The following is a 21,701-nucleotide window of genomic DNA, read 5'->3' on the forward strand; positions in this document are numbered from 1 at the left end:
CGCCGCCAATTTAATTCAACACCAGCGCCAGCTTACCGGTCACATGTCCCAACTCAATTTGCCGATGCGCGTCTGCTGCCTGCGCCAGCGGGAACGTTTCTGACACGACAATCCGCAACGCGCCGCGTTCAACTAACGCCGCGCAGCGATTGAGAATGTCGCCCTGATGCGCCAGCGCGGTCGGCAAATTGCGCAATTGCGGCGTCAACATCAACGTCAAACTCAGGCGCAGATTTCGCATCCGCGCTTCTTTCAAATTCAGCGCCGCGCTGGGATCAAGAATTGTCACCAAATCGCCGTAATGCGCCACCAGCGGAATGGTTTGTTGAAACACTGCGGGGCCGATCGTATCGAACGCAATGTCCACGCCGCGCCCGTTTGTCCACTCCAGCACTGCATTTTCAACATTTTCCTCGCGGTAATTGATGCAGCGTTCTGCGCCCAGCGCCTGCGCCAATGCCGCTTTTTCCGCGCTGCTGACCGTGGTGCAAACCCGCGCTCCAGCCGCAACCGCCAATTGAATCGCCACATGCCCGACACCACCCGCGCCGCCGTGAATCAGCACCTGCTGCCCAGCGGCAATCCGCGCTCGATCATGCAGCGCCTCCCACGCAGTGATTAAAACCAACGGCGCAGCGCCAGCTTCGCTCATGGTCAATGCTGGCGGTTTTGGTTGCGCAAGTGCCTGATCAATCACGCGATATTCCGCATAATTGCCCGCTGCGCCACCGAGTCCGCCGTGACAAAACCAGACTGCATCGCCGGGCTGAAACCGCGTCACCGCAGCGCCGACTGCTTCAATGACTCCCGCGCCGTCGCAGCCGAGAATCGCTGGGAATCCCGCCGCTAACATCGCGCCATTGCGACGGATTTTGGTATCGACCGGATTAACGCCAGCGGCTGCCAGCTTGACCAACATCTCGGTCGGCGTGGTGATTTCTGGGCGCTGGCGCTCGACCAGTTGCAGCACTGACGGCTCGCCGGTTTCATGAATTTCAATGGCTTGCATCGGTTTCAAGCTCCGCAGAGTTTAGACTGAACGATTGTAACGATCAGCGACGGTCAACAGCCGCGTGATCGCTTCCACCGCTGGCAGCCGCACTCCGTGCCGCGCCACTTCGCGCAGCGGTCGCCGATAGAGATATTCGATTTCCAATTCGCGTTTTGCCAAATAATCCAAACGCATACTCGGCGCGTAGGGCTTCATTTGTGCCGTAGTTTCAAGCAATTGCGCAGGAAAATGATCGGCAAACTGCACTCCGCAGACTGCTGCGCCAGCGACTACTTCCGCCATCAACTGCTCTGCCAACGCTCGCGCTTCAGCGTCCGCCATCAGCCCGTCGGTATTCATGCCGAGCAGCACTGACAATCCGTTAAACGGGATATTCCACAACAACTTACGCCAACGCGCTGCGGTCAATTCCGGCTGAGATTCCACTGGAACGCCTGCCGCTGCGAACGCGCTCATCAGGCGCGGAATCCACGCTGCGCCGCGTTCGTCAAATGGCGCAAAACTGACCAAACCATAATCGAGATGGGCGATGTGACCGGGCGCAATTTTGTTGGAACACAGAAAACATAATCCAGCAATCACAATCGCTTGCGGAAAGGCAGCGGCTAATTCTGCTTCCGCCGTCAAGCCGTTTTGCAGATTCAACAGCACCGTGCCGTCGTGCACCAACGGCGCGAGCAGTTCCGGCAGCAGATGATTCTGGGTGGTTTTCAACGCGATGCAGACGACATCGGACGGCGGAATCGCGTCGCTGGCGGCATACACCGCGACCGGCTGGTGGTGCAAATTGCCGAGCGGCGAATCGACACGCAGCCCGTGCTCACGTATGAATTCAACGTCGCTGTGCGCGATAAATTGCACGGTTGCGCCGCTGTGCAGCAGCCGCGAGCCGTAAAAGCCGCCGAGTGCGCCAGTGCCGAGAATGGTGAAAGTGGGCGTCATGCAGTTCACCGCTGTAGCCGCAAATTAAGGCAGTTGCACCGGCGTGGGCGGTTCCCAGCCCACGGCGCGATGTTCAGCAATAACCGTGGTGAAAATCCCGCCGCGCACGTTGAACTCGGCAGTCAGGCGCATGAAACGCGGTGCGATGGTGACGACCAGATCGCTGAGGATGCGATTGGTGATTGCCTCGTGAAACGCGCCGTCATTCCGATATGACCAGATGTAGTTTTTGAGTGCCTTGAGTTCGATACACAACTGATCTGGCACATATTCCAACCGCAATTCGGCAAAATCTGGCTGACCGGTTTTTGGACACAAGCAGGTGAACTCAGGAATCCGCATTCGAATGGTGTAATCGCGTTCTTGCTGCGGATTGGGAAAGGTTTCAAGGGTTTTGCTGGGGGCGCTGGGCATTGATTCAGTCTCGTCAACAATAAAAAGCCCCCTTTGAAAAAGGGAGCAACCAAAGCCCCCCTTTGCAAAAGGGGGTTGGGGGGATTTGCTTTAGCCTTTCAGCGGTTCCAGCACTGCGTCGAGATTGAGACCGTCGCAATAATCCATGAATTCCTCGCGCAGCCCAGCGATGTGAATATCTGCCGGAATCCCGACGGTGATATGCACTGAAAACATTGGCGTTCCCGTGTGCGCGGCGGCGTAACTGCTGGTCGCCATATCTTCAATGTTGATTTTTCGGTCGGCAAAGAATCCCGCGAGATTGTTGATGATGCCGGGATGATCCATCGACACCACATCCACTGCGTAAGGCAGCAAATTGCGCAAAGTGGCGCGTTCGCTGGTGCGTTTGGAAATGATGATCATTCCCAGCTGGCGCTCTAATTCAGGGAGCGCATTTTCAATCTTAGCTAACGTATTCCATTTGCCTTCCACCAATAACATCGCCGCAAATTCGCCACCGAGCACGGTCATGCGGCTGTCTTCGATATTGCAGCCATGTTCCAGCACGGTTTTGGAAAGTTGATTGACGATACCGGGACGGTCTTCGCCGAGTGCTGAGATCACAAGGTAGGTTTTTTGCCGGGTCATAGCTTGGCCAAAAAGTTGGTGGTTGAGAGGAAAAATCGCGTTATGCGGAAGCAAACGGGTTGCGAGTTTAGCACGCAAAATAAGTTCGGATTTAACTGCAGTATTCTTTGCTAAAAACGATCTATTTTTTATCGGGACAACACATTAAATAAATCTGTTTTTTGTAAAAAGTAATCTGGACAACTTATTTCAACTGCATCGGTTCAACCCCCTTTTTGTAAAGGGGGCTTCATTCAGGAGTTTAAACTTCAAATGCGGTGAGCTTTTTAGCAACTGCCGCATTTTTCAACGTGACGTATTTCGGCAACCCATATTCAAACGGCGGGTAATCTTCACCCTGAATAAGCGGTGTTAGATACTGCCGACATAACTCGGTAATTCCAAAACCATCCGCCGAAATGAAATCACGCGGCATGAATTTCTCCACATTGGCCACATCCGCCAGCGCAGCCATTCCCACTTCCCAAGCGTAGGGCGCGTGATTCAAGCGTTTCACGGTTGGCATCACCGCATTATGTCCGGCAAGCGCGAATTCCACACCAGCGCGACCCATCGCATAAGCCTGTTCTACATCGGTTTTTGACGCTAAATGTCGCGCTGCTCGCTGCAAATAATCAGCCACTGCCCAATGGAATTTATAACCCGTCGCATCTTTAATGAGATTCGCTACCACTGGTGCTGCCCCGCCGAGTTGCGCATGACCAAACGCATCTCGTGTGCCCTGCTCGGCAAGAAAACGTCCGTCGGGATATTTCGCACCTTCAGACACAATAATGGTGCAGAAATCAAATTGCGCGACCTTTTCTTTAACCGCAGCAATAAACTGTTCCTGATTGAATTCAATTTCTGGGAATAGAATCAATACGGGAATGTTTTGCGTTTCAATTAATCCACCAGCTGCGGCAATCCAACCGGCATGGCGTCCCATGACTTCTAATACAAAAATCTTGGTTGAAGTCCGCGACATCGAACGCACATCAAACGAGGCTTCTAATGCAGAAGTCGCAATGTATTTAGCCACCGAACCGAAACCAGGGCAATTGTCAGTAATCGGTAAATCATTATCGACTGTTTTCGGAACGTGAATCGCTTGCACTGGATAACCCAGTGATTCCGAAAGTTGCGACACTTTATAACAGGTATCTGCCGAATCACCACCACCGTTATAAAAGAAATAACCGATGTCGTGCGCCTTAAATACCTCAATTAAACGCTCATATTCGCGGCGATTAGCATCGAGACTTTTTAATTTATAGCGGCAGGAACCAAATGCACCAGATGGTGTAAAGCGCAGTGCGGCAATTGCTGCATCTGATTCCTGACTGGTATCAATTAAATCTTCGGTCAATGCACCAATAATCCCGTTACGACCCGCATAAACATTAGCGATTTTTTCGGGACACCGCCGCGCTGCTTCAATCACTCCGCAGGCAGAAGCGTTAATCACTGCGGTCACGCCACCAGATTGTGCATAAAAAGCATTTCGTGCAGACATCGTATGATTTCCTCGTGGGTTTTAGTAAACAATAGGTTAAGCATTGCCTTGTTGAACAACAAAATCCGCTTGAGCTTGCAATAATGCAACAGCGCATTCTGCAAGATTATTGTATTGACGAACACCAGTGCCCATTTGTTTATATGGTTGGTAAAAAAATTGGCAACGATAACTGGAGTCACCAGTTTTAAAAATCACGAAATGGCAGCCATCATCTGCTTGCCAATAGATTGTTGGACAAATTGTTAATTCACGATCGGAAGGAGCCAAGCGAATTTCTGCATCCGCAAATTGCATTTCTATTTCGCGTCCATAACGCTCGCGCAGTGTGGTACGCATTAACCATTGTTCGGTGTCAGTAATGTCAGGAATGGTGCGCATCAGCAGCGGGTCTCAATAGAATGATGGGTCATCAACGCTTCAATCGCATCAGGATGTTTAGGCACGGCCGCAGAAAGAACTTCGTTACCAGTTTTAGTAATTAAAATATCGTCTTCAATCCGAATACCGATATTGCGATAGGACTCAGGTAGAGCCTCATTATCAGGCAAATATAATCCCGGCTCAATCGTCAAAACCATACCCGGTTCCAATGGTCGCCATTCGCCGTTTTTCTGATATGCGCCGACATCGTGAACATCCATACCAAGCCAATGACCAGTGCGGTGCATGTAATACGGTTTATAGGCTTCTTCTTTAATTAAAGAATTCACTTTGCCGCTTAAAATACCCAACCGAATTAATCCTTTGGTTAACACGCGCACTGCTGCATCATGCGGCTCATTCCAACGGTTACCCGGCTGCGCTGCATCAATTGCTGCCAATTGCGCCCGTAATACCAATTGATATAATTCCCGCTGCGATGGAGTGAATCGACCATTTACCGGAAAGGTGCGGGTAATATCAGACGCATAACCATTTAGTTCACAACCGGCATCAATTAGAACTAAATCACCATCGCTTAATACTGCGTTATTGGCGGTGTAATGCAATATGCACGCATTCGCGCCACCACCAACAATCGTTGGATACGCATTAAAACGCGCTCCCGCAATCGCGCAAGTGTGTTGAAAATCTGCCTCCAGCGCCAGCTCGGTGATGCCCGGAGCGCAGCGTTGCATCATTCGGCAGTGCGCATGAGCGGCGATGCGTGCAGCTTGTCGTAAAATCGCAATTTCGACACGGGTTTTAATGAGGCGTTGTTCGTGTAACACGCTGTCAAGGTTGATAAAAATGTCTGGGGCAATTGCGCCAGTGCGTACTTTGGCGCGTACCTGCCGCACCCAGCCCATGACCTGTTGATCTAACGCTGCGTCGTGACCAATCGGGTAATAGACCCGCGCACAACCATCAATCAGTGTCGGCATGAGCGTGTCCAGTTCGCTTAATGGATACGCTTGATCAGCGCCAAAATCGGCGACTGCGCCTTCAATGCCAATGCGAGTGCCGTCCCATTGTTCACGTTCGGGATCACGTGGCTGGCAAAACAGAATGAATTCACCAGCTTTGCGTTTCGGTACAAACACTGCGAGCGCGTGGGGTTCAGGAAAACCAGTGAGATAACTGAAATCGCTGTGCTGCCGAAACGGATAATGCACATCACGGTTGCGAATCGACTCGCGGGCAGCGGGCACAATCACCACGCTGGAGCGACCAATCGTGTGCAGCAATGTCCGCTGGCGGCGGTGATATTCAGTATTGGTCATGGTTGAACCACGGAGTTGATGTGTGGCGGTGCGCATTCATCATGAATGAGCAATGCTGCAACGCGTACAAATTCAATGACATCCACTAATGCCTGCTCGTTGTCTTCATCGTCGTCGAGTGCATCGAGATCAATGCGCGTTAATTCAGTGAAATCGCGTAAAATTTCGCGCATCTGCTCGGGAAGCTCGCGCTCCGCCACGCCGAGTACACCAATTGCAAATAGAAAACCGCGCACCCAGTCGTAAAGTGCGGCTGCTCGCTCCGGTAATGGATGATCGTCATCTGGTAAACCCAACTCAAAACGCAGTTCAGTGTCGGCAAGCGCAGCGCCGAGCGTTTGCACCAACGGTTGTAGCGCAGCGTAATAATGGGTAAATGGAATTGCGGCAGCGTCATTTGCGCTTGCAGGCAGCAGCTGCGTTAGCCAAGTGCGAGCGGATCGGTCGCGCCGCCGCACATCAAACCGCAGAGCATTCCCTGCGCTTCGCTCGGTGATGGATCGAGGGACTGAGCGCCAGCACCTCGTGAAACAGATCGTGATCGGGGGCGGTCGTGGTCTCCATCAGCAGCAATACAGGCCTAAAATGATGATCTATTGAATCATAACATGCGCCTGTGGTTGATTGACCGCTTACAGCCCCTTCTATAGTGCACAAAATCTCAACGGAGTCGCGGACTTTGGCTAATTTTGACCTCGATGAACTGGAGCAAAAGGTGACTGCGTTGATTGAATTGAATCAACGGCTCCGCAACGAAAACGACGCTTTGCGCTCGTCAGGAAGCTGACGCGAGCGCGATGAGTGGATGAACAAAACGGTGCAAACCCGTAGTCGTATTGAAGCAATGCTGGCGCGGTTGCGAGCGATGGAGGAGCAGTTGTGAATGACGATCCGTTGCAAGTCAGTATCAAGATTTTAGAAAGAATATCTGATTGCCTGCCAGCCGCAGCAGGAGGAGATTTGCGCACTTCGCGCAGTGCTTGATCAGCGAATGCGCGAAATTCATAAACATGGGCGGGTAATCGGAACGGATCGCATTGCGGTTATGGCGGCACTCAATATCGCTCACGAGTTCATTCAATTGCAGCGGATCCGACCAACGCTTGATGAGGATTCAGCAGAACGGTTGCAGCGACTCCAGATGCAAATCACCACTGCGCTTGCTCCTGAATTGCCGCCAATTACTGCTGAAATCACGCCAGTTGACACCGATTTAGCGACCACAGTAACAATGCTAGACGCTCCAGATGAAAGGGTATAGTCTTTTGCCTTGAGACACCTCCTGTCGTGATCGAGCGTAGCCTGGGTATTTTCTTGAGCCTAATTGCTACCCGGGGGACATGAAAACCTCGCCGTTGTGCAAGTCCGTCACCGAGCGGAAAGCCTGAAGCGATGAACACTGTTCCCACTTGAACCCTTCCGGTTCAAGAACGAAGGTCTGCAGCGACACCAATGGGAGGCGTCTCATTTCCAACACAGTCACCAGGCGCGAATTGCGCACCGCACGTCGGCAGCTCCATCCTCGCCAGCAACATCAACATGCGATTCAAGTGCGACAACATCTCAGCCACCAGTGCTGGTTTTTGAATGCGCAGCATTTGGCGTTTTATTGGCCGACTGACGGCGAATTAGACCTGCGTCCGTTGTTGCAATATGCACATTTGCACGGCAAAACCTGTTATCTCCCAGTGCTTAAACCGCAACACACCCGCTGGGGACGCGGCAAACTTTGGTTTGCGCGTTATCAACCCGGCGACTCTGTACAACCCAATTGCTTTGGCATTCCAGAACCGCGCAGCCGCAAATTTCGCTTGCCGTGGCAACTCGATCTCATTTTGCTGCCGTTGGTGGGATTTGATGCAGATGCGCACCGGCTGGGCATGGGTGGCGGGTTTTATGACCGCACACTTGCGCCGTTGCAATTACGCCACAGTGGTCGTCGCCCGCACTTGATTGGCATTGCGCACGATTGCCAGCGCGTGGGCTGTATCGTGCCTAAACCTTGGGATATTCCGCTGGATGCAGTGGTGACGGAATGCCGAATCTATTGCCGCCAATCGTCAATGCGAAAACCTCTGGTATCATATCGCACCACAATTTAACCATCATCACTGAGAAAACAATTAAATGAATCAAGACGCAATGAAAAAACAAGCCGCCGAAGCAGCTTTGAATTACGTTGAAGGTGGCGTCATCGGTGTTGGAACTGGGTCAACCGTCAATCATTTTATTGATGCGCTGGCAACAGTTAAAAGTCGTATTGAAGGTGCGGTTTCCAGTTCAGAAGCCTCCAGTGTACGGCTGGCAGCACACGGAATTCCAGTATTCGATTTGAATGCAGTGGGGGCATTATCGCTTTATGTCGATGGCGCAGATGAAACGAATGCACAGTTTCAATTGATTAAAGGCGGCGGTGGCGCATTAACCCGCGAAAAAATTGTTGCAGCGGCGAGTCAAAAGTTTGTCTGTATTGGTGATGAAACCAAGTTAGTCAAGGTGCTTGGCGCATTCCCATTGCCGGTGGAAGTCATTCCAATGGCACGCAGCTATGTGGCACGTGAATTGGTTAAACTTGGCGGTACACCGATATGGCGCGAAGGTTTCGTCACTGATAATGGCAATGTGATTTTGGATGTACGGCATTTAGAAATTACTGATCCGATACAGATGGAGCAGCAAATTAATAATTTAGCAGGTGTGGTGACAGTGGGAATTTTTGCGTTGCGCCCAGCAGATGTTTTGATTTTAGGAACGCCCGACGGTGCAAAAACTGTAGATAAAGGGTGATGATTCATCGCTAATTGCAGACACAAAAAACGGAACCTAAAAGTTCCGTTTTTTGTCGTGTAAAAATTGCCAAGCAATCTTTAGAAATGGTGGATCATACCGATTGAAAATCCGTCCCAATCGTTGTTTGATAAATCGTGACTGTACTGATTGTAGAGGATATAAGCTGTGGTGCGTTTGCTCAGGTTATGATCGAACGCAATTGCCCATGTCGAATAATCATTGTTATCAAGGTTGCTGTATTCAGCAGCACCATACATTGCCTTGACCATGTTGCTGCCAAAAGAATAACCTGCTTGCAACTGCCACATTTGTTTATCGAACGATGAATCAGAAGCGGCTTGATCTTCGTAAATGCCAGTCACAGTAAAGCCATTCCAATCCATCAAGCCCAAACCTAAACGCCACTTGCTATAGTTATCGGAAATATAGTTGACGGAGGTTCTGGGTCCTTGGCTTATTGCGGTATTCATATAAAGTTCATTGCCTAAGGTTTCATAGGCTAATGACGCAAAAAGGGGACCGTTCTTATAAACGCCAGCAATTGAATAAGCGTCAGCAAGGCTGTTCGCATTGTTATTCGAGCCATAGCCAGCAGTTGTGCCACCACCAACAACTACAGCGCCAGCAAGCTGAAAGCCAGCTAAACTAGGACTGACATAGGCAACTGCGTTATCAGCACGAACATCGTCAAAGCCAACCGTATTGTTGTAGTCGGCCATCGTATTGGAAAACAGGTCGAGCTTTGCGGTCGAGGTATACATTGGAGTGTCATTACGACCAACAACAAAAGTACCCCAATCGCTGCTAAGACCAACATAGGTTTGTTGCATGGTGACAATATTGTCAGTGCCTCTAGCAACATTATCATTAGGCGTCAGACCATTCGCCTCATCAGTCAATTGAACGTTAATCTGTACATGATAAATTGCCTTCAGACCATTACCGAGGTCTTCGGAACCTTTCACGCCAATCTGGTTATCACGGTTATCTTTACCGGGCATTGCTCCGCCGCCATTGAGTCCCCAGCCGTCATAGCTGTCGTTCTCAAAACTTGCGTAATCAATAGAAACGTGTAAATCACCATAAAGAACTGCCTCAGCCATCGCAGCCGCAGGGGCTGTCAGGGCGGCGGCGACCGCGAGGGTAAGAAGTTTCTTGTTCATGCTGTTCTCCGCTGTTGTGAATTTGTCAGTTAGACTGCATAAAATTAGACGCAATCGTGCTTTGCGTATTCAACTATAGAGAACTGCATGGCGTTTTGCAACAGATTGGGCGGAAAAAAGACACAAAAAACCCAGTTGTCTCATTTTTACAGCAGGCTTATCAAATGTCCCGTTTTCCACACTTCGCACGCCAGCCGATACCTCAATCACGCGCTACGAATCACCTAAAAAATACTGTAAAATCAAATGCTTTATTATAAAATTCCACCGCAACTTTTTATCAACAATGACTCTCACTTATGAACCGAACCGTCTTTTTTGTCTCTGAAAGCACTGGCATCACCGCCGAAACCCTTGGTCACAGCTTGCTGTCGCAATTTGACACCATCGATTTTGAACAGGTGTACATGCCTTACATCAACACCGACCTGCGGGCGCTGGCACTCACGCAGCGGATGCAGGAAGCCGCTGAACGCGACGGCGCTCGCCCGATTGTATTTGCCACCATGCTGAATAATGAAATCCGCGAGATTCTCAAAAATGGCAATTGCTTTTATATGGAATTGTTTGAAGGTTTTGTCGAACCACTATCTGTAGAATTGTGCGTTCCTCCCAGCCGCAAATCTGGTCAAAGTCATGCGATTACCAAACCGAATTTTTACACCAAACGGATTGAAGCTATTAACTTTGCCATGGCTAATGATGACGGGATTCGCCCTGATAATTTCCACCGCGCCGATGTCGTATTAACTGGCGTATCGCGCTCTGGAAAAACACCAACCTGCCTTTATTTAGCTATGCACTACGGATTACGTTCAGCCAATTATCCAATTACTGAAGAAGATTTTGAACGCGGTGATGTGCCGCAATTAGTATGGGATTGTCGCCATAAATTATTCGCACTCATCATTGATCCGCAGCGCTTACAACTTATTCGAGAAGAACGTCGCCCAAACAGCCCCTACGCATCACTAGCCCGATGTCAGGATGACATCCGTCAAGCTCAACAGATTTATAAGCGGCTGCAAGTACCAGTACTTAATACGACCACCCAATCAATTGAAGAAATTTCTTCGCAAATTATGAAGATGCTGAAAGATAATCTGGATAATGGTATTGAACCATTGACTGGAAAAACGCCTTAATGGTGAATCTATGGATGCCGCTTGCTCACACGGCGGCATATTATTTTCATCTTCAAGGCTATGTACTGCTGGCAGGAAATCCGCAAATTCAATGCTATACAGTTCCCAAATCGAAATAAATAACGAGGCAATCACTGGACCGATAAAAATTCCCGGTAATCCAAACATCACAATGCCGCCTAAACTGCTTAAAAAAATTAGTAGCTCATGCATTCGCGTATCCTTGCCAACTAAAATTGGGCGTAGAACATTGTCAAGACTACCGACGATCAAGCCACAAAATAATGCCAACCCAATTCCTATGGCAATTTTACCTTGTGTCAACAAAATAACTACCGCTGGAATCCATACTAAAGCCGCACCGATATTGGGAATTGCAGCCAATATCGCCATTAGTGAACCCCAGAACACTGCATTTGGAATACCAGCAACAGCAAAGGCTATTCCTGCTAATGCACCCTGCAATAAACCAATTAGCAAAGAACCTTTTAGTGTGGCACGAGTGACGGAAGTAAATTTATCTAGCATCATTCGTTCTTCAGCCGTTTTAAGCGGTAAATAATACAAGAATTTTTCAATGAGGCGTATTCCATCCATTTGTAAAAAATACATGCTATAAAAAAAGACAAACGCCATAAAAATGAAATTAGCAGTACCAAGTGTAACTGAGGAAACCCATTCGACTAATAACCGACTTAAAAAGGTTGCTAAAGTGCCTGCTTGTTGGGCAATTTGGGCTTGATTAAGCTGCAGTTGATCGTAAAAAGGAATCTGTCGTATGTACGCATCGAGCACCTCTGGATAGCTCACTATTTCTCGAAACCGCAGCGTAATCATCTGACTGACATCAAGCGCCTGTCCAATTAAAATCATAATTAATAAAGTTAAGGGGATTAGAATCACTACCGCAATAAACAGCATGGTTAATAATGAAGCAAGCCGACGTCTACCTTTGAGTAACTTTTGAAATCTTAAAAACAATGGACGCGCTAACGCACTGAACAATCCTGCTAAAAATAGAGCCATTAAAAACTGTTGAATCATGGTAAAAAATAACGCCGATATTCCCAGCGCCATAAGCAATACAACGGACTTATTGATAGCGTCTTGAGTCATGGTAATTTGAACCTAGTTTAGTAACGCACTGACTAAATGGCACTTTTACTTGCCACTGTAAAAATTAGAGGGCTGGCAGCTAATTCTGTGTGTTAATAATGTTTAACCTGTAAAAATACTGGATAACGATTTGCTGATATTGACGGCTGCATCAGTTCCCAGTTAGCCTTTTGCTATCGACGATATTACATTTATTTTCAGAGTTGGTAATCTGAACTGAGAATAAAATATAATCGTCGTTTTAGCGGCATTGTAGCGATGAATTTATTAATAACTGTTGTCACCAGTTTTTTAATAAAAATCGCAAAATTCAATTTTAATTTGGAGCATGACAATGACTAAAAAATCCCCTGTGCGACGTGCTCGTCAACGTAAAGCAACGGAAGCATTACAAGCGGCTTTTCCACTTGCGTTTCCTGTTGATGAAGCGGACATTCGTCCATTGGCAATTGGCATCCGCGATGATCTTATTGCATGGTATGCAACGCAGAAGCTGAATATCACACTCAACTATATTATTGGCGCTTTACGTCATCACTGCTGGCGCACTGCCTATCGTCAAAAGTTGATTGCGGGTGCAATGCGGATCAATTTGAAAGGCGAACCAGTTTCTCCAGTGACTGAAGAAGCAGCGGCATTGGCAGTGGAGCAGATTAAAGAAGCGGAGACTGCTCGCCTTAATCGACCTGATGAACAGACTAGAAAGTTGTTACGTCGTCAGGCTGCACAAGCGAAACGGCAGGCAGAGGCAGCTGCAAAGCAGGCAGAGGCAGCAGCGAAGAAAGCCGCAAAAGTGGCTGCGTCTAAACCTGCTTCGGAACCAAAACCTAAGCAAAAACCGAAGCCTGCGACCAAGCCACAACCAGCACCGGCGGCGGCACTCACTAAACCAGCGGTCGCCAAACCTGCGGCAACAGTGATTGTGAAGAAAAAACGCACGATTGTGATTCCACCTGCTTAATCACATTTTTATTCAAGAAACGCTGGTTAATGCTTTATTTGTTTAATCAGCGTTTCTTGAAATCTCAACTGTACAATGCGAACCGCTTTTGCCCAGTATTTTTCAATCTGGTTTAAGTCAGCTAAATATGCTGGTAAGTATTCTAATATAAAAAGTAGCATTATCCATGACAAGAACACAGTTGGCTGATAGTTTTGGCAACAAATCCTCAGTTATCCACGATAGAAAAACTTAAGATTTAATTGAATCAGTAAATAAAGTCGCTATCACTAAATTAAAGTCAGTTATTGCTTTAAGAACCAACTCCCAACCTGTGGGCAGTTTCAGTATAAATAAGGTTAAATTTTTATTTCTAATGCTCGACGACGGAAATCAACAGAGTAAGTTGTTTGCTTTTCATTTCATATTGGAATAACTATAACAAAAAAGCGGTTAGCTAATTTCTTAGCTAACCGCTTATTGTTTGGTCGGGGCGAGAGGATTTGAACCTCCGACCACCTGAACCCCATTCAGGTGCGCTACCAGGCTGCGCTACGCCCCGGAAAGATCGCACATATTAGGGCTTTAAGCCGGTGCGGTCAATGTCGCAGTAATTTCAAAATGTCTTCAAGCTCAATACGAATTTGGTGCAACACGAGAAGCGTCTGACTGGAATCATGTTTGATCGCTTCACCGCTCAATTGCAAACGCGCTCCGCCAATCGTAAAGCCTTGATCATATAAAAGATTACGAATTTTGCGCACCATCAGCACATCGTGGCGCTGGTAATAGCGTCGATTGCCACGACGCTTTACCGGTTTGAGCTGCGTAAATTCCTGCTCCCAATAACGCAGGACATGTGGCTTAACGCCGCAAAGCTCACTCACCTCACCAATGGTGAAATAACGTTTGCTGGGAATCGGTAGCAGCTCGCATTCCTCCTGCGCGTCATTACTCGTCTTCGGTTCCAGCATAGGCTTCTACCCGTGACTTGAGCTTCTGCCCGGGTCGGAAGGTGACAACCCGCCGCGCGGTAATCGGAATCTCCTCACCTGTTTTCGGGTTACGACCCGGACGCTCATTTTTTTCGCGGAGGTCAAAGTTGCCGAAACCAGACAGCTTGACCTGTTCGCCACGTTCTAAGGCAGCACGAATTTCCTCAAAAAACATCTCCACGATGTCTTTTGCCTCGCGTTTGTTCAGACCCAATTCATTGAACAAATGTTCAGCCATATCGGCTTTGGTCAACGCCATATCCTCAATCCCTCAATCGTGCGCCAAGTTCAGAAGTGAGGCGATTCACAATCTGCCCCACCGCACCCTCAATAAAATCGTCAGTCAGTGTCTGAGAATAAGACTGTAAAATCAAGCCTAAAGCAAGGCTTTTTCGAGAAGAATCGACATTCTGACCCGTGTACACATCGAACACCATCACCTCGCGCAGCGTCTCGTCTGCGCCAGCGCGAACACAGTTCACCACCGCGTCGTGACTAATCGTCCGCTCCAGCGCGATGGCCAAATCACGGCGAATGCTGGGGAACCGCGAGATCGGCGCATAACGCGGCAGAATGCCCAGCGCCAGCGGTGCAACATCCAGCTCAAATACAAACACATCGCCCTTCAGATCAAGCCGCGCAGCCAGCGCCGGATGCACCATCCCCATCATGCCAACCGGCAAGCCGTCGCGTTCAATCCGCGCCGTCTGTCCCGGATGCAGCGCCGGATGTTCACCCGCCACAAAGCGGAATTGCCCCGCAGCACCAGTCAGCGCCAGCACCGCCTCCACATCCGCCTTGAGATCGTAAAAATCCACCGCCCGCGCCGTAACGCCCCACTGCTCCGGCAAGGCGCTGCCGCTCACCAAACCCGCCAAACCGAGCGGCTGCTGCAACTGTCCCGCTGCATCGTGGCGAAACCGCAGCCCCGACTCAAAAATTCGCACCCGCTCACTCTGCCGCGTTTGGTTATAACGCGCCGTGTGCAGCAGCCCCGCCCACAGACTGCTGCGCATCACCGACAACTCCGCGCTGATCGGATTTGCCAACCGCAGCGGCTGCGCCTCCGGCTCAATCAACGCCTGCAATTCCGGGCTGATAAAGCTGTAAGTGATGACCTCGTGAAAACCGCGATCCACCAGCGCCAGCCGCGCCCGCTCCAATTCAAACCCCGCTTCTGACGGCGCAGTCGTCACCGTCGCTGCGCTGGCATAACTGACCGGAATCTGGTCATAACCGTGAATGCGCCCGATGTCGGCGATCAAGTCCACCTCGTGTACCAAATCAAACCGCGCACTCGGCGGTGTCACCAGCCAGCCATCGGCGACCGTCTCCAGCGTCATCCCCAGCCGTTCCAGTACTTCGACGCTGGTGGCAGCGGGCAATGCCAAACCGAGAATCTGGGCAATTCGCGCCTCGCGCAGATGCAGCACCGGCGGCTGCGGCAAATGCTCCTCCGCCGTCACGACCACCACCGACCCCGCCTCACCGCCGACGATGTCCAGCAATAACTGCGTCGCCCGTTCAATGGCGCGAACCTGAAGCTGCGGATCGACGCCGCGCTCAAACCGGTGCGATGAATCGGTGTGCAGTCCATAGCTGCGAGCCTTGCCGCTGATGGCGAGCGGCGCAAAAAAGGCGCTTTCCAATAAAATATCGCGGGTGTCGACACTGACCGCCGTCGCTGCGCCGCCCATGATGCCCGCCAGCGCCACTGCTCGACTGGCATCGGCGATGACCAGCGTGTCCGAGCGCAGCGTCACCGTCTCGCCATTGAGCAGCGCCAGCGTCTCGCCGTCGTGCGCCAGCCGCACCGCAATTCCGCCGTTTAATTTAGCGAGATCAAAGCCGTGCAGCGGTTGCCCGAGTTCGAGCAAGACGTAATTGGTGACATCGACCACCGGACTGATTGACCGCAAGCCGCTGCGCCGCAGCCGTTCCTGCATCCAGATCGGCGTGGTGGCGGCCGGATCAAGGTTGCGCAGCACGCGGCAGGCATAACGTGGACAGGCGGCTGGCGCTGCGAGTTGCACCGCCAATTGGTCATCGCTGGTCGGCGTGACCGGCGCAATCGCTGGCGCAGTGAGCGTGACGCGATTGATGACCGCCACTTCGCGGGCAAGTCCAGCAACGCTCAGGCAATCGCCGCGATCTGGCGTCAAATCGACTTCGATGCAGTGATCGTCAAGCGTCAGCCACTGGCGCACATCCACGCCCACCGGCGCATCTGCCGGCAATTCCCAGATGCCGTTGGAGGTCTCCGCCAGCCCCAATTCGACGACTGAGCAGATCATGCCGAACGATTCGACGCCGCGCAGTTTCGCCTTTTTGATTTTGAAATCGTTGGGCAACACCGCGCCGATGGTGGCGACCGGCACGCGCATTCCCGCCGCGACATTGGCTGCGCCGCAGATGATTTGCAGCGGCGCGTCACCGCCGACCTCCACCGTGCAAATGCGCAGTTTGGCGGCATCTGGGTGCGGCACAATTTCCTGCACCAGACCGATGGTGACGCCACAAAATGCTGGCGCTGCTGGGGCGACGGCGTCCACTTCCAGCCCCGCCATGCTGAGTTGATCGGCTAATTGCTGGGTATCCACCGGCGGATTCACCCATTCGCGCAGCCACGCCTCACTGAATCGCATGTTCCGCTGTCCTGTATTCAGTTTTCAATACTGATTGTTGTATTGAAAAAGCAATTAAAAAGTGATTGAAAAAGCATCAAGCGAATTGGCGCAAATAGCGCAAATCATTATCAAAATTGAGCCGAATATCATCAATGCCATAGCGCAGCATTGCCAGCCGTTCCACGCCCATGCCGAAGGCATAACCGCGATACCGTTCTGGATCAATGCCAACTTGTTGAAACACTGCCGGATAGACCATGCCGCAGCCGAGCACTTCCAGCCAGCCGGTCTGTTTGCACACGCGACAGCCGCTGCCGCCGCACATCACGCACTGAATATCGACCTCGGCGGACGGTTCGGTGAACGGAAAATAGGACGGGCGAAAGCGCAGTTGCAGCTCGCGCTCGAAAAAATTGCGCAGAAAATCGTAAAGCACACCCTTGAGATCAGCAAAACTGACCTGCTCATCGACCAGCAGCCCTTCGACCTGATGAAACATCGGCGTGTGCGTCAAATCGGAATCGCAGCGATACACGCGCCCGGGCGCGATGATTTTGAGCGGCGGCGCTTGGCTAGCCATGACGCGAATCTGCACCGGCGAGGTGTGCGTCCGCAGCAGGCGCTCGGCGTCAAAATAAAAGGTGTCGTGCATTGCCCGCGCTGGATGATGTTCGGGAATGTTGAGCGCGGTGAAATTGTGATAACTATCCTCAACTTCTGGCCCTTCCGCGACCGCAAAACCGGCGTTACCCAGCAGCCGTTCAATCCGCCGCAGCGCCCGCGTCACCGGATGCAAACTGCCCGGCGTCTGCCCGCGCCCCGGCAAGGTGATGTCAATCCGCTCGGCAGCCAGCCGCGCCGATAACGCGGTTTGTTCCAACGCGGTTTTCCGGTCGTCAAGCGCAGTTTGGAGCGCGACCTTGATTTGATTGATGGCGTTGCCGGCTGCCGGACGCTCGGCAGCAGACAAGGTGCCGAGCTGTTTGAGCAGCGCCGTTAATGCGCCATTTTTGCCAAGATAATGCACCCGCGTTTGATCCAGCGTTGCCAGATCGGGTGCAGCAGCGACCGCTGCCAGCGCGGCATCTTGCAACGCGGCGAGCGTGGTATCCGCCAGACTGTTGAGTGAAATTGGTTCGACCATGACGTTGAATTGACAACTGAAATGCGAAAAAAGTGACCGACAAAAAAGGGAAAGACTCATAAGCCTTTCCCTCAATGTCTACGGCGGATGCAACTGTTAAACCAAAGCCGCTTTGGCCTGCTCTGCCAGTGCTGCAAATGCCACGCTGTCGTGGAAAGCAATATCAGCCAACACTTTGCGATCCACTTCAATGCCAGCCAGTTTCAAGCCGTGAATTAACAGGCTGTACGACAAGCCATTCTCACGCGCAGCGGCGTTGATACGCGCAATCCACAGCGCCCGGAATTGGCGCTTCTTCTGGCGGCGGTCGCGGTACGCATATTGACCGGCTTTGATAACCGCCTGTTTTGCAACGCGATAAACCTTACTGCGAGCGCCGTAATAACCTTTGGCTTCGTCGAGCAGCTTCTTGTGGCGGGCGTGGGCGGTGACGCCACGTTTCACTCTAGACATTCTAATTCTCCGGTAACGTCAAGTGCGATCAGCAGTAAGGAATCATCCGCAGCGCGGCACGAACATCTGACTTGTGCAACCGCTTCGGCGCACGTAACTGGCGCTTCCGCTTGGTGCTTTTCTTGGTCAGGATGTGACGGCGGTGGGAGGAATGGCACTTCACGTCGCCGGAGGGGGTGCGCTTGAAACGCTTGGCCGCTCCGCGATTGGTCTTAATTTTAGGCATGTTCTCAACTTCGCTATTGATTAAATGGGTTATTTCTTCTTGGGACCGAGCACCATCACCATCTGCCGCCCTTCCATGAGTGGCTGCTGTTCAACGATGCTCAACGGCGCCAGGTCAGTCTCAATCCGCTTGAGGAGTTCCAAACCGAGTTCGCGGTGAGCATGTTCGCGCCCACGAAACCGCATGGTGACCTTGGCTTTATCCCCTTCTTGTAGGAAACGGATCAGGTTGCGTAGTTTGACCTGATAATCTCCTTCGTCCGTACCTGGACGAAACTTCACTTCCTTAATCTGGACTTGCTTCTGCTTCTTCTTGGCTTCGTTTTTCTTCTTCTTTTGATCGAAGAGAAACCGCCCAAAATCCATCAACCGGCAGACCGGCGGGTCTTCCGTCGGCACGATTTCAACCAGGTCCATGCTCGCAGTGACAGCCATTTCCAAGGCCTCACGGGTATTGACCACTCCGACCTGCTGTCCATCCGCGCCGATCAGCCGAACTTCCGGGACGTTGATCTCTTTATTGACGCGGTTTCTCTTTGGTGCAGCGATAGCAGATTCCTCCAACAATACAAATAAAAACGACCGGATGACCGCACTTGCCGTCGTTCCAATCGCACCGAACCGTTAATGGATACGGTTTGCTACTTCCTCGTGCAAACGCGCAATGAAAGCATCAAGTTCGAGAATACCGAGGTCTTCACCCTGACGATTGCGCACTGCCAGCGTGCGAGTTTCGACTTCACGATCACCAATCACCAGCAAATAGGGTACGCGTTGCAGGGTGTGCTCGCGGATTTTAAAGCCGATTTTCTCATTTCTCAAATCAGTATCCGCACGAAAACCGTTGTGACGCAAGGTTTTAGCAACTTCTTTAACAAACTCAGCTTGCCGGTCGGTGATGTTGAGCACGACCACTTGCACCGGCGCGAGCCACAGCGGAAACAACCCAGCGTAATGCTCAATCAGAATGCCGATGAACCGCTCAATCGAACCGAGAATGGCGCGATGAATCATCACCGGCGTTTGTTTGCTGTTGTCCTCAGCGATGTAGTGCGCACCGAGACGACCGGGCATTGAGAAATCGACTTGAATCGTGCCGCACTGCCACGCCCGACCGATGCTGTCATGCAGCGTGAATTCGATCTTCGGGCCGTAAAACGCGCCCTCGCCGGGTTGAACGCGAAAGTTTAAGCCTTTGTCTTGCAAAGACTGTTCAAGCGCCAGCTCCGCTTTATCCCAAAGTTCATCCGCACCGACGCGCTTGTCTGGGCGCAGCGACAGTGCCAAATCAATCTCGGTGAAACCAAAATCACGGTAGGTCTCAAACACCATGTCAATCAGCGTCGCTACTTCGGATTGCAACTGCGACTCGGTGCAAAACACATGCGCGTCATCCTGCGTAAAACGCCGCGCCCGCATCAATCCGTGCAACGTTCCAGAGGGTTCATTGCGGTGCACCACGCCGAATTCAGCGAGGCGCAACGGCAGTTCGCGGTAACTTTTAAGACCTTGATTGTAAAGCTGAATGTGACCGGGGCAATTCATTGGTTTGATGGCGAAATCACGCTCGTCAAGCTGAGTCGTAAACATGCCGCCAGCGAATTTATCCCAGTGACCGGAACGTTCCCACAGTGAGCGATCGAGCACCTGCGGCGTCTCAACTTCTTGATAACCATACTCATCGAGCTTTTCGCGCATGTAGGCTTCAGCGAGCCGGTAAATGATGCGCCCTTTGGCGTGCCAAAACGCCATCCCCGGCGCTTCATCCTGAAAATGAAACAAATCAAGCTGTTTGCCGAGTTTGCGGTGATCGCGCTTTTCCGCTTCTTCCAGCCGCGTGAGATAGGCAGTCAATTCTTTTTTATCGCGCCATGCCGTGCCATAAATCCGCTGCAACACCGCATTTTTCGCATCACCGCGCCAGTACGCGCCAGCCACTTTGGTCAATTTAAAACCGTTGCCGAGTTTGCCGGTGCTGGGCAAATGCGGGCCGCGACAGACATCAAACCACTCGCCTTGCCGGTAAATCGTCACGGTTTCGCCAGCGGGAATGATGTCGGTGATGATTTCAACTTTGTAGTGCTCGCCGCGCTCGGCAAACAGCCGCTGCGCATCTTCGCGTTCCCAAACTTCACGGGTGATCGGTAGATCGCGCTTCACGATCTCGTGCATCCGCGCTTCGATCTGCGTCAAATCATCGGGCGTAAAGGGTTCGGCGCGAGCAAAATCGTAATAAAAACCGTTCTCAATCGCGGGTCCAATCGTCACCTGCGTTTCGGGATACAGCTCCTGCACTGCCTGCGCCATGACATGTGCGGCATCGTGACGGAACAATTCGAGCGCAGTTTCTTCGTCTTTGCTGGTGATAATAGCAAGCGTTGCATCGCACTCAATTAGGAACGAAGCATCAACTAAAACGCCATTAACGCGTCCAGCCAGCGCCGCTTTAGCGAGACCTGCGCCAATTGATGCAGCCACGCCGTGCACCGTAACGGATTGATCGAATGAACGCTGCGAGCCATCAGGAAGGGTAATCAGGGGCATGTTAAATCCTAGAAATCAGCGGTGATCGATACGAGAGATCACATGAATCAAACATGAGCGCCCAAAAATGGGCAACAAAAAAGCTGTCTGCTTTTAGCATTTAACTCTCAGCATTGAGTTCCTTGCTGAAAGCGGATTGCTGAAAGTAGACAGCCTAAGAATGCGTTGGTAGGCGCGATTGGACTCGAACCAACGACCCCCACCATGTCAAGGTGGTGCTCTAACCAACTGAGCTACGCGCCTGTCGTTAAGAGTCGCTATCTTAGCGAGAACGTGGCAAACATTGCAAGCAAATTTCTAAAAATGGGTTACAACTGGATTTTGTTATCGTCACCTTATCCAAAGCATGACGGAAACATT

The 21,701-nt window shown here is 51.1% G+C and carries 23 protein-coding genes, 2 tRNA genes and 1 other RNA gene; 6 read left to right on the plus strand and 20 right to left on the minus strand.

Annotation, left to right across the window (positions count from 1 at the left end):
* Positions 1 to 10 precede the first annotated feature (10 nt).
* The 8 genes from CXB77_RS10565 to CXB77_RS10600 all read right to left on the minus strand — a co-directional run bounded on the left by CXB77_RS10565 (position 11) and on the right by CXB77_RS10600 (position 6,657).
* Positions 11 to 1,009: a zinc-dependent alcohol dehydrogenase family protein gene (locus CXB77_RS10565; protein ID WP_105073855.1), complete on the minus strand. Its 999-nt coding sequence runs from the start codon at positions 1,007 to 1,009 to the stop codon at positions 11 to 13.
* Positions 1,010 to 1,030: 21 nt separating this feature from the next.
* Positions 1,031 to 1,954, minus strand: a complete 924-nt coding sequence (locus CXB77_RS10570) for a 2-dehydropantoate 2-reductase (protein ID WP_105073856.1) — start codon at positions 1,952 to 1,954, stop codon at positions 1,031 to 1,033.
* Positions 1,955 to 1,978: 24 nt separating this feature from the next.
* Complete coding sequence (gene queF, locus CXB77_RS10575) at positions 1,979 to 2,368, minus strand: preQ(1) synthase (RefSeq protein WP_105073857.1); 390 nt, start codon at positions 2,366 to 2,368, stop codon at positions 1,979 to 1,981.
* 90 nt (positions 2,369 to 2,458) lie between these two features.
* A complete protein-coding gene (locus CXB77_RS10580; RefSeq protein WP_105074042.1) occupies positions 2,459 to 2,998 on the minus strand; it encodes a glycine cleavage system protein R in 540 nt (179 codons plus the stop codon).
* Between the two features lie 241 nt (positions 2,999 to 3,239).
* Entirely contained in the window at positions 3,240 to 4,493 is a 1,254-nt protein-coding gene (locus CXB77_RS10585) for a 6-phosphofructokinase (protein ID WP_105073858.1), read from the minus strand.
* Positions 4,494 to 4,529: 36 nt separating this feature from the next.
* Positions 4,530 to 4,874: a hypothetical protein gene (locus CXB77_RS10590; RefSeq protein WP_105073859.1), complete on the minus strand. Its 345-nt coding sequence runs from the start codon at positions 4,872 to 4,874 to the stop codon at positions 4,530 to 4,532.
* Positions 4,874 to 6,199, minus strand: coding sequence for a Xaa-Pro aminopeptidase (gene pepP, locus CXB77_RS10595; RefSeq protein ID WP_105073860.1), 1,326 nt, complete (start codon positions 6,197 to 6,199; stop codon positions 4,874 to 4,876). The genes CXB77_RS10590 and pepP overlap by 1 nt, the downstream gene beginning before the upstream one ends.
* Positions 6,196 to 6,657, minus strand: a complete 462-nt coding sequence (locus CXB77_RS10600) for a UPF0149 family protein (protein ID WP_242445627.1) — start codon at positions 6,655 to 6,657, stop codon at positions 6,196 to 6,198. Before CXB77_RS10600 ends, pepP begins: the two co-directional genes overlap by 4 nt.
* A 518-nt stretch (positions 6,658 to 7,175) precedes the next feature.
* Here CXB77_RS10600 and CXB77_RS10610 point away from each other — a divergent pair.
* The 4 genes from CXB77_RS10610 to rpiA all read left to right on the plus strand — a co-directional run bounded on the left by CXB77_RS10610 (position 7,176) and on the right by rpiA (position 8,986).
* Positions 7,176 to 7,460, plus strand: a complete 285-nt coding sequence (locus CXB77_RS10610; RefSeq protein ID WP_242445628.1) for a cell division protein ZapA — start codon at positions 7,176 to 7,178, stop codon at positions 7,458 to 7,460.
* A 15-nt stretch (positions 7,461 to 7,475) separates the two neighbouring features.
* Positions 7,476 to 7,662, plus strand: a non-coding RNA gene (ssrS, locus tag CXB77_RS10615) — 6S RNA.
* 30 nt (positions 7,663 to 7,692) lie between these two features.
* Positions 7,693 to 8,301: a 5-formyltetrahydrofolate cyclo-ligase gene (locus CXB77_RS10620; protein ID WP_242445629.1), complete on the plus strand. Its 609-nt coding sequence runs from the start codon at positions 7,693 to 7,695 to the stop codon at positions 8,299 to 8,301.
* A 25-nt stretch (positions 8,302 to 8,326) separates the two neighbouring features.
* Positions 8,327 to 8,986 (plus strand): ribose-5-phosphate isomerase RpiA, encoded by a 660-nt coding sequence (rpiA, locus tag CXB77_RS10625; RefSeq protein WP_105073861.1) that lies wholly within the window; start codon positions 8,327 to 8,329, stop codon positions 8,984 to 8,986.
* Positions 8,987 to 9,066: 80 nt separating this feature from the next.
* Here the strand turns inward: rpiA and CXB77_RS10630 are convergent, their stop codons facing one another.
* A complete protein-coding gene (locus tag CXB77_RS10630; protein ID WP_105074044.1) occupies positions 9,067 to 10,152 on the minus strand; it encodes a porin in 1,086 nt (361 codons plus the stop codon).
* 299 nt (positions 10,153 to 10,451) lie between these two features.
* Here CXB77_RS10630 and ppsR point away from each other — a divergent pair, with 299 nt between their 5' ends.
* Positions 10,452 to 11,297, plus strand: coding sequence for a posphoenolpyruvate synthetase regulatory kinase/phosphorylase PpsR (gene ppsR, locus CXB77_RS10635; protein WP_105073862.1), 846 nt, complete (start codon positions 10,452 to 10,454; stop codon positions 11,295 to 11,297).
* Here the strand turns inward: ppsR and CXB77_RS10640 are convergent.
* Positions 11,208 to 12,413: an AI-2E family transporter gene (locus CXB77_RS10640; RefSeq protein ID WP_105073863.1), complete on the minus strand. Its 1,206-nt coding sequence runs from the start codon at positions 12,411 to 12,413 to the stop codon at positions 11,208 to 11,210. The genes ppsR and CXB77_RS10640 overlap by 90 nt on opposite strands.
* Positions 12,414 to 12,747: 334 nt before the next feature.
* Between CXB77_RS10640 and CXB77_RS10645 the strand changes: the two genes are divergently transcribed.
* A complete protein-coding gene (locus CXB77_RS10645) occupies positions 12,748 to 13,374 on the plus strand; it encodes a ProQ/FinO family protein (protein ID WP_172452634.1) in 627 nt (208 codons plus the stop codon).
* 464 nt (positions 13,375 to 13,838) lie between these two features.
* Here CXB77_RS10645 and CXB77_RS10650 read toward each other — a convergent pair.
* From CXB77_RS10650 to CXB77_RS10695, 10 genes are all read right to left on the minus strand, one after another.
* Positions 13,839 to 13,915, minus strand: a tRNA-Pro gene (locus CXB77_RS10650).
* Positions 13,916 to 13,952: 37 nt separating this feature from the next.
* Positions 13,953 to 14,327 (minus strand): MerR family transcriptional regulator, encoded by a 375-nt coding sequence (locus CXB77_RS10655; RefSeq protein ID WP_105073865.1) that lies wholly within the window; start codon positions 14,325 to 14,327, stop codon positions 13,953 to 13,955.
* Entirely contained in the window at positions 14,305 to 14,607 is a 303-nt protein-coding gene (ihfA, locus tag CXB77_RS10660; RefSeq protein ID WP_105073866.1) for an integration host factor subunit alpha, read from the minus strand. Before ihfA ends, CXB77_RS10655 begins: the two co-directional genes overlap by 23 nt.
* 4 nt (positions 14,608 to 14,611) lie before the next feature.
* Positions 14,612 to 16,993, minus strand: a complete 2,382-nt coding sequence (gene pheT, locus CXB77_RS10665; protein ID WP_105073867.1) for a phenylalanine--tRNA ligase subunit beta — start codon at positions 16,991 to 16,993, stop codon at positions 14,612 to 14,614.
* Positions 16,994 to 17,069: 76 nt separating this feature from the next.
* Positions 17,070 to 18,119, minus strand: coding sequence for a phenylalanine--tRNA ligase subunit alpha (gene pheS / locus CXB77_RS10670; protein WP_105073868.1), 1,050 nt, complete (start codon positions 18,117 to 18,119; stop codon positions 17,070 to 17,072).
* Between the two features lie 96 nt (positions 18,120 to 18,215).
* Positions 18,216 to 18,572: a 50S ribosomal protein L20 gene (gene rplT, locus CXB77_RS10675; protein ID WP_105073869.1), complete on the minus strand. Its 357-nt coding sequence runs from the start codon at positions 18,570 to 18,572 to the stop codon at positions 18,216 to 18,218.
* Positions 18,573 to 18,600: 28 nt separating this feature from the next.
* Positions 18,601 to 18,798: a 50S ribosomal protein L35 gene (gene rpmI, locus CXB77_RS10680; RefSeq protein WP_105073870.1), complete on the minus strand. Its 198-nt coding sequence runs from the start codon at positions 18,796 to 18,798 to the stop codon at positions 18,601 to 18,603.
* A 29-nt stretch (positions 18,799 to 18,827) separates the two neighbouring features.
* Positions 18,828 to 19,361, minus strand: a complete 534-nt coding sequence (infC, locus tag CXB77_RS10685) for a translation initiation factor IF-3 (protein ID WP_105074045.1) — start codon at positions 19,359 to 19,361, stop codon at positions 18,828 to 18,830.
* A 60-nt stretch (positions 19,362 to 19,421) separates the two neighbouring features.
* Positions 19,422 to 21,341: a threonine--tRNA ligase gene (thrS, locus tag CXB77_RS10690; protein WP_105073871.1), complete on the minus strand. Its 1,920-nt coding sequence runs from the start codon at positions 21,339 to 21,341 to the stop codon at positions 19,422 to 19,424.
* A 166-nt stretch (positions 21,342 to 21,507) separates the two neighbouring features.
* A tRNA-Val gene (locus tag CXB77_RS10695) sits at positions 21,508 to 21,584 on the minus strand.
* Positions 21,585 to 21,701 lie beyond the last annotated feature (117 nt).

This window comes from Chromatium okenii (genome assembly GCF_002958735.1).
GTDB lineage: Bacteria > Pseudomonadota > Gammaproteobacteria > Chromatiales > Chromatiaceae > Chromatium > Chromatium okenii_A.

Excerpts from the sequence above, each read along its gene's own strand:
- pepP (WP_105073860.1), bottom strand. The coding sequence starts at position 6,199 with ATGACCAATACTGAATATCACCGCCGCCAGCGGACATTGCTGCACACG.
- CXB77_RS10645 (WP_172452634.1), top strand. The coding sequence starts at position 12,748 with ATGACTAAAAAATCCCCTGTGCGACGTGCTCGTCAACGTAAAGCAACG.
- CXB77_RS10590 (WP_105073859.1), bottom strand. The coding sequence starts at position 4,874 with ATGCGCACCATTCCTGACATTACTGACACCGAACAATGGTTAATGCGT.
- rpiA (WP_105073861.1), top strand. The coding sequence starts at position 8,327 with ATGAATCAAGACGCAATGAAAAAACAAGCCGCCGAAGCAGCTTTGAAT.
- pheT (WP_105073867.1), bottom strand. The coding sequence starts at position 16,993 with ATGCGATTCAGTGAGGCGTGGCTGCGCGAATGGGTGAATCCGCCGGTG.
- CXB77_RS10580 (WP_105074042.1), bottom strand. The coding sequence starts at position 2,998 with ATGACCCGGCAAAAAACCTACCTTGTGATCTCAGCACTCGGCGAAGAC.
- rplT (WP_105073869.1), bottom strand. The coding sequence starts at position 18,572 with ATGTCTAGAGTGAAACGTGGCGTCACCGCCCACGCCCGCCACAAGAAG.
- CXB77_RS10565 (WP_105073855.1), bottom strand. The coding sequence starts at position 1,009 with ATGCAAGCCATTGAAATTCATGAAACCGGCGAGCCGTCAGTGCTGCAA.
- CXB77_RS10630 (WP_105074044.1), bottom strand. The coding sequence starts at position 10,152 with ATGAACAAGAAACTTCTTACCCTCGCGGTCGCCGCCGCCCTGACAGCC.
- thrS (WP_105073871.1), bottom strand. The coding sequence starts at position 21,341 with ATGCCCCTGATTACCCTTCCTGATGGCTCGCAGCGTTCATTCGATCAA.
- CXB77_RS10570 (WP_105073856.1), bottom strand. The coding sequence starts at position 1,954 with ATGACGCCCACTTTCACCATTCTCGGCACTGGCGCACTCGGCGGCTTT.
- ihfA (WP_105073866.1), bottom strand. The coding sequence starts at position 14,607 with ATGGCGTTGACCAAAGCCGATATGGCTGAACATTTGTTCAATGAATTG.
- queF (WP_105073857.1), bottom strand. The coding sequence starts at position 2,368 with ATGCCCAGCGCCCCCAGCAAAACCCTTGAAACCTTTCCCAATCCGCAG.
- pheS (WP_105073868.1), bottom strand. The coding sequence starts at position 18,119 with ATGGTCGAACCAATTTCACTCAACAGTCTGGCGGATACCACGCTCGCC.
- ppsR (WP_105073862.1), top strand. The coding sequence starts at position 10,452 with ATGAACCGAACCGTCTTTTTTGTCTCTGAAAGCACTGGCATCACCGCC.
- CXB77_RS10655 (WP_105073865.1), bottom strand. The coding sequence starts at position 14,327 with ATGCTGGAACCGAAGACGAGTAATGACGCGCAGGAGGAATGCGAGCTG.
- CXB77_RS10585 (WP_105073858.1), bottom strand. The coding sequence starts at position 4,493 with ATGTCTGCACGAAATGCTTTTTATGCACAATCTGGTGGCGTGACCGCA.
- CXB77_RS10640 (WP_105073863.1), bottom strand. The coding sequence starts at position 12,413 with ATGACTCAAGACGCTATCAATAAGTCCGTTGTATTGCTTATGGCGCTG.
- rpmI (WP_105073870.1), bottom strand. The coding sequence starts at position 18,798 with ATGCCTAAAATTAAGACCAATCGCGGAGCGGCCAAGCGTTTCAAGCGC.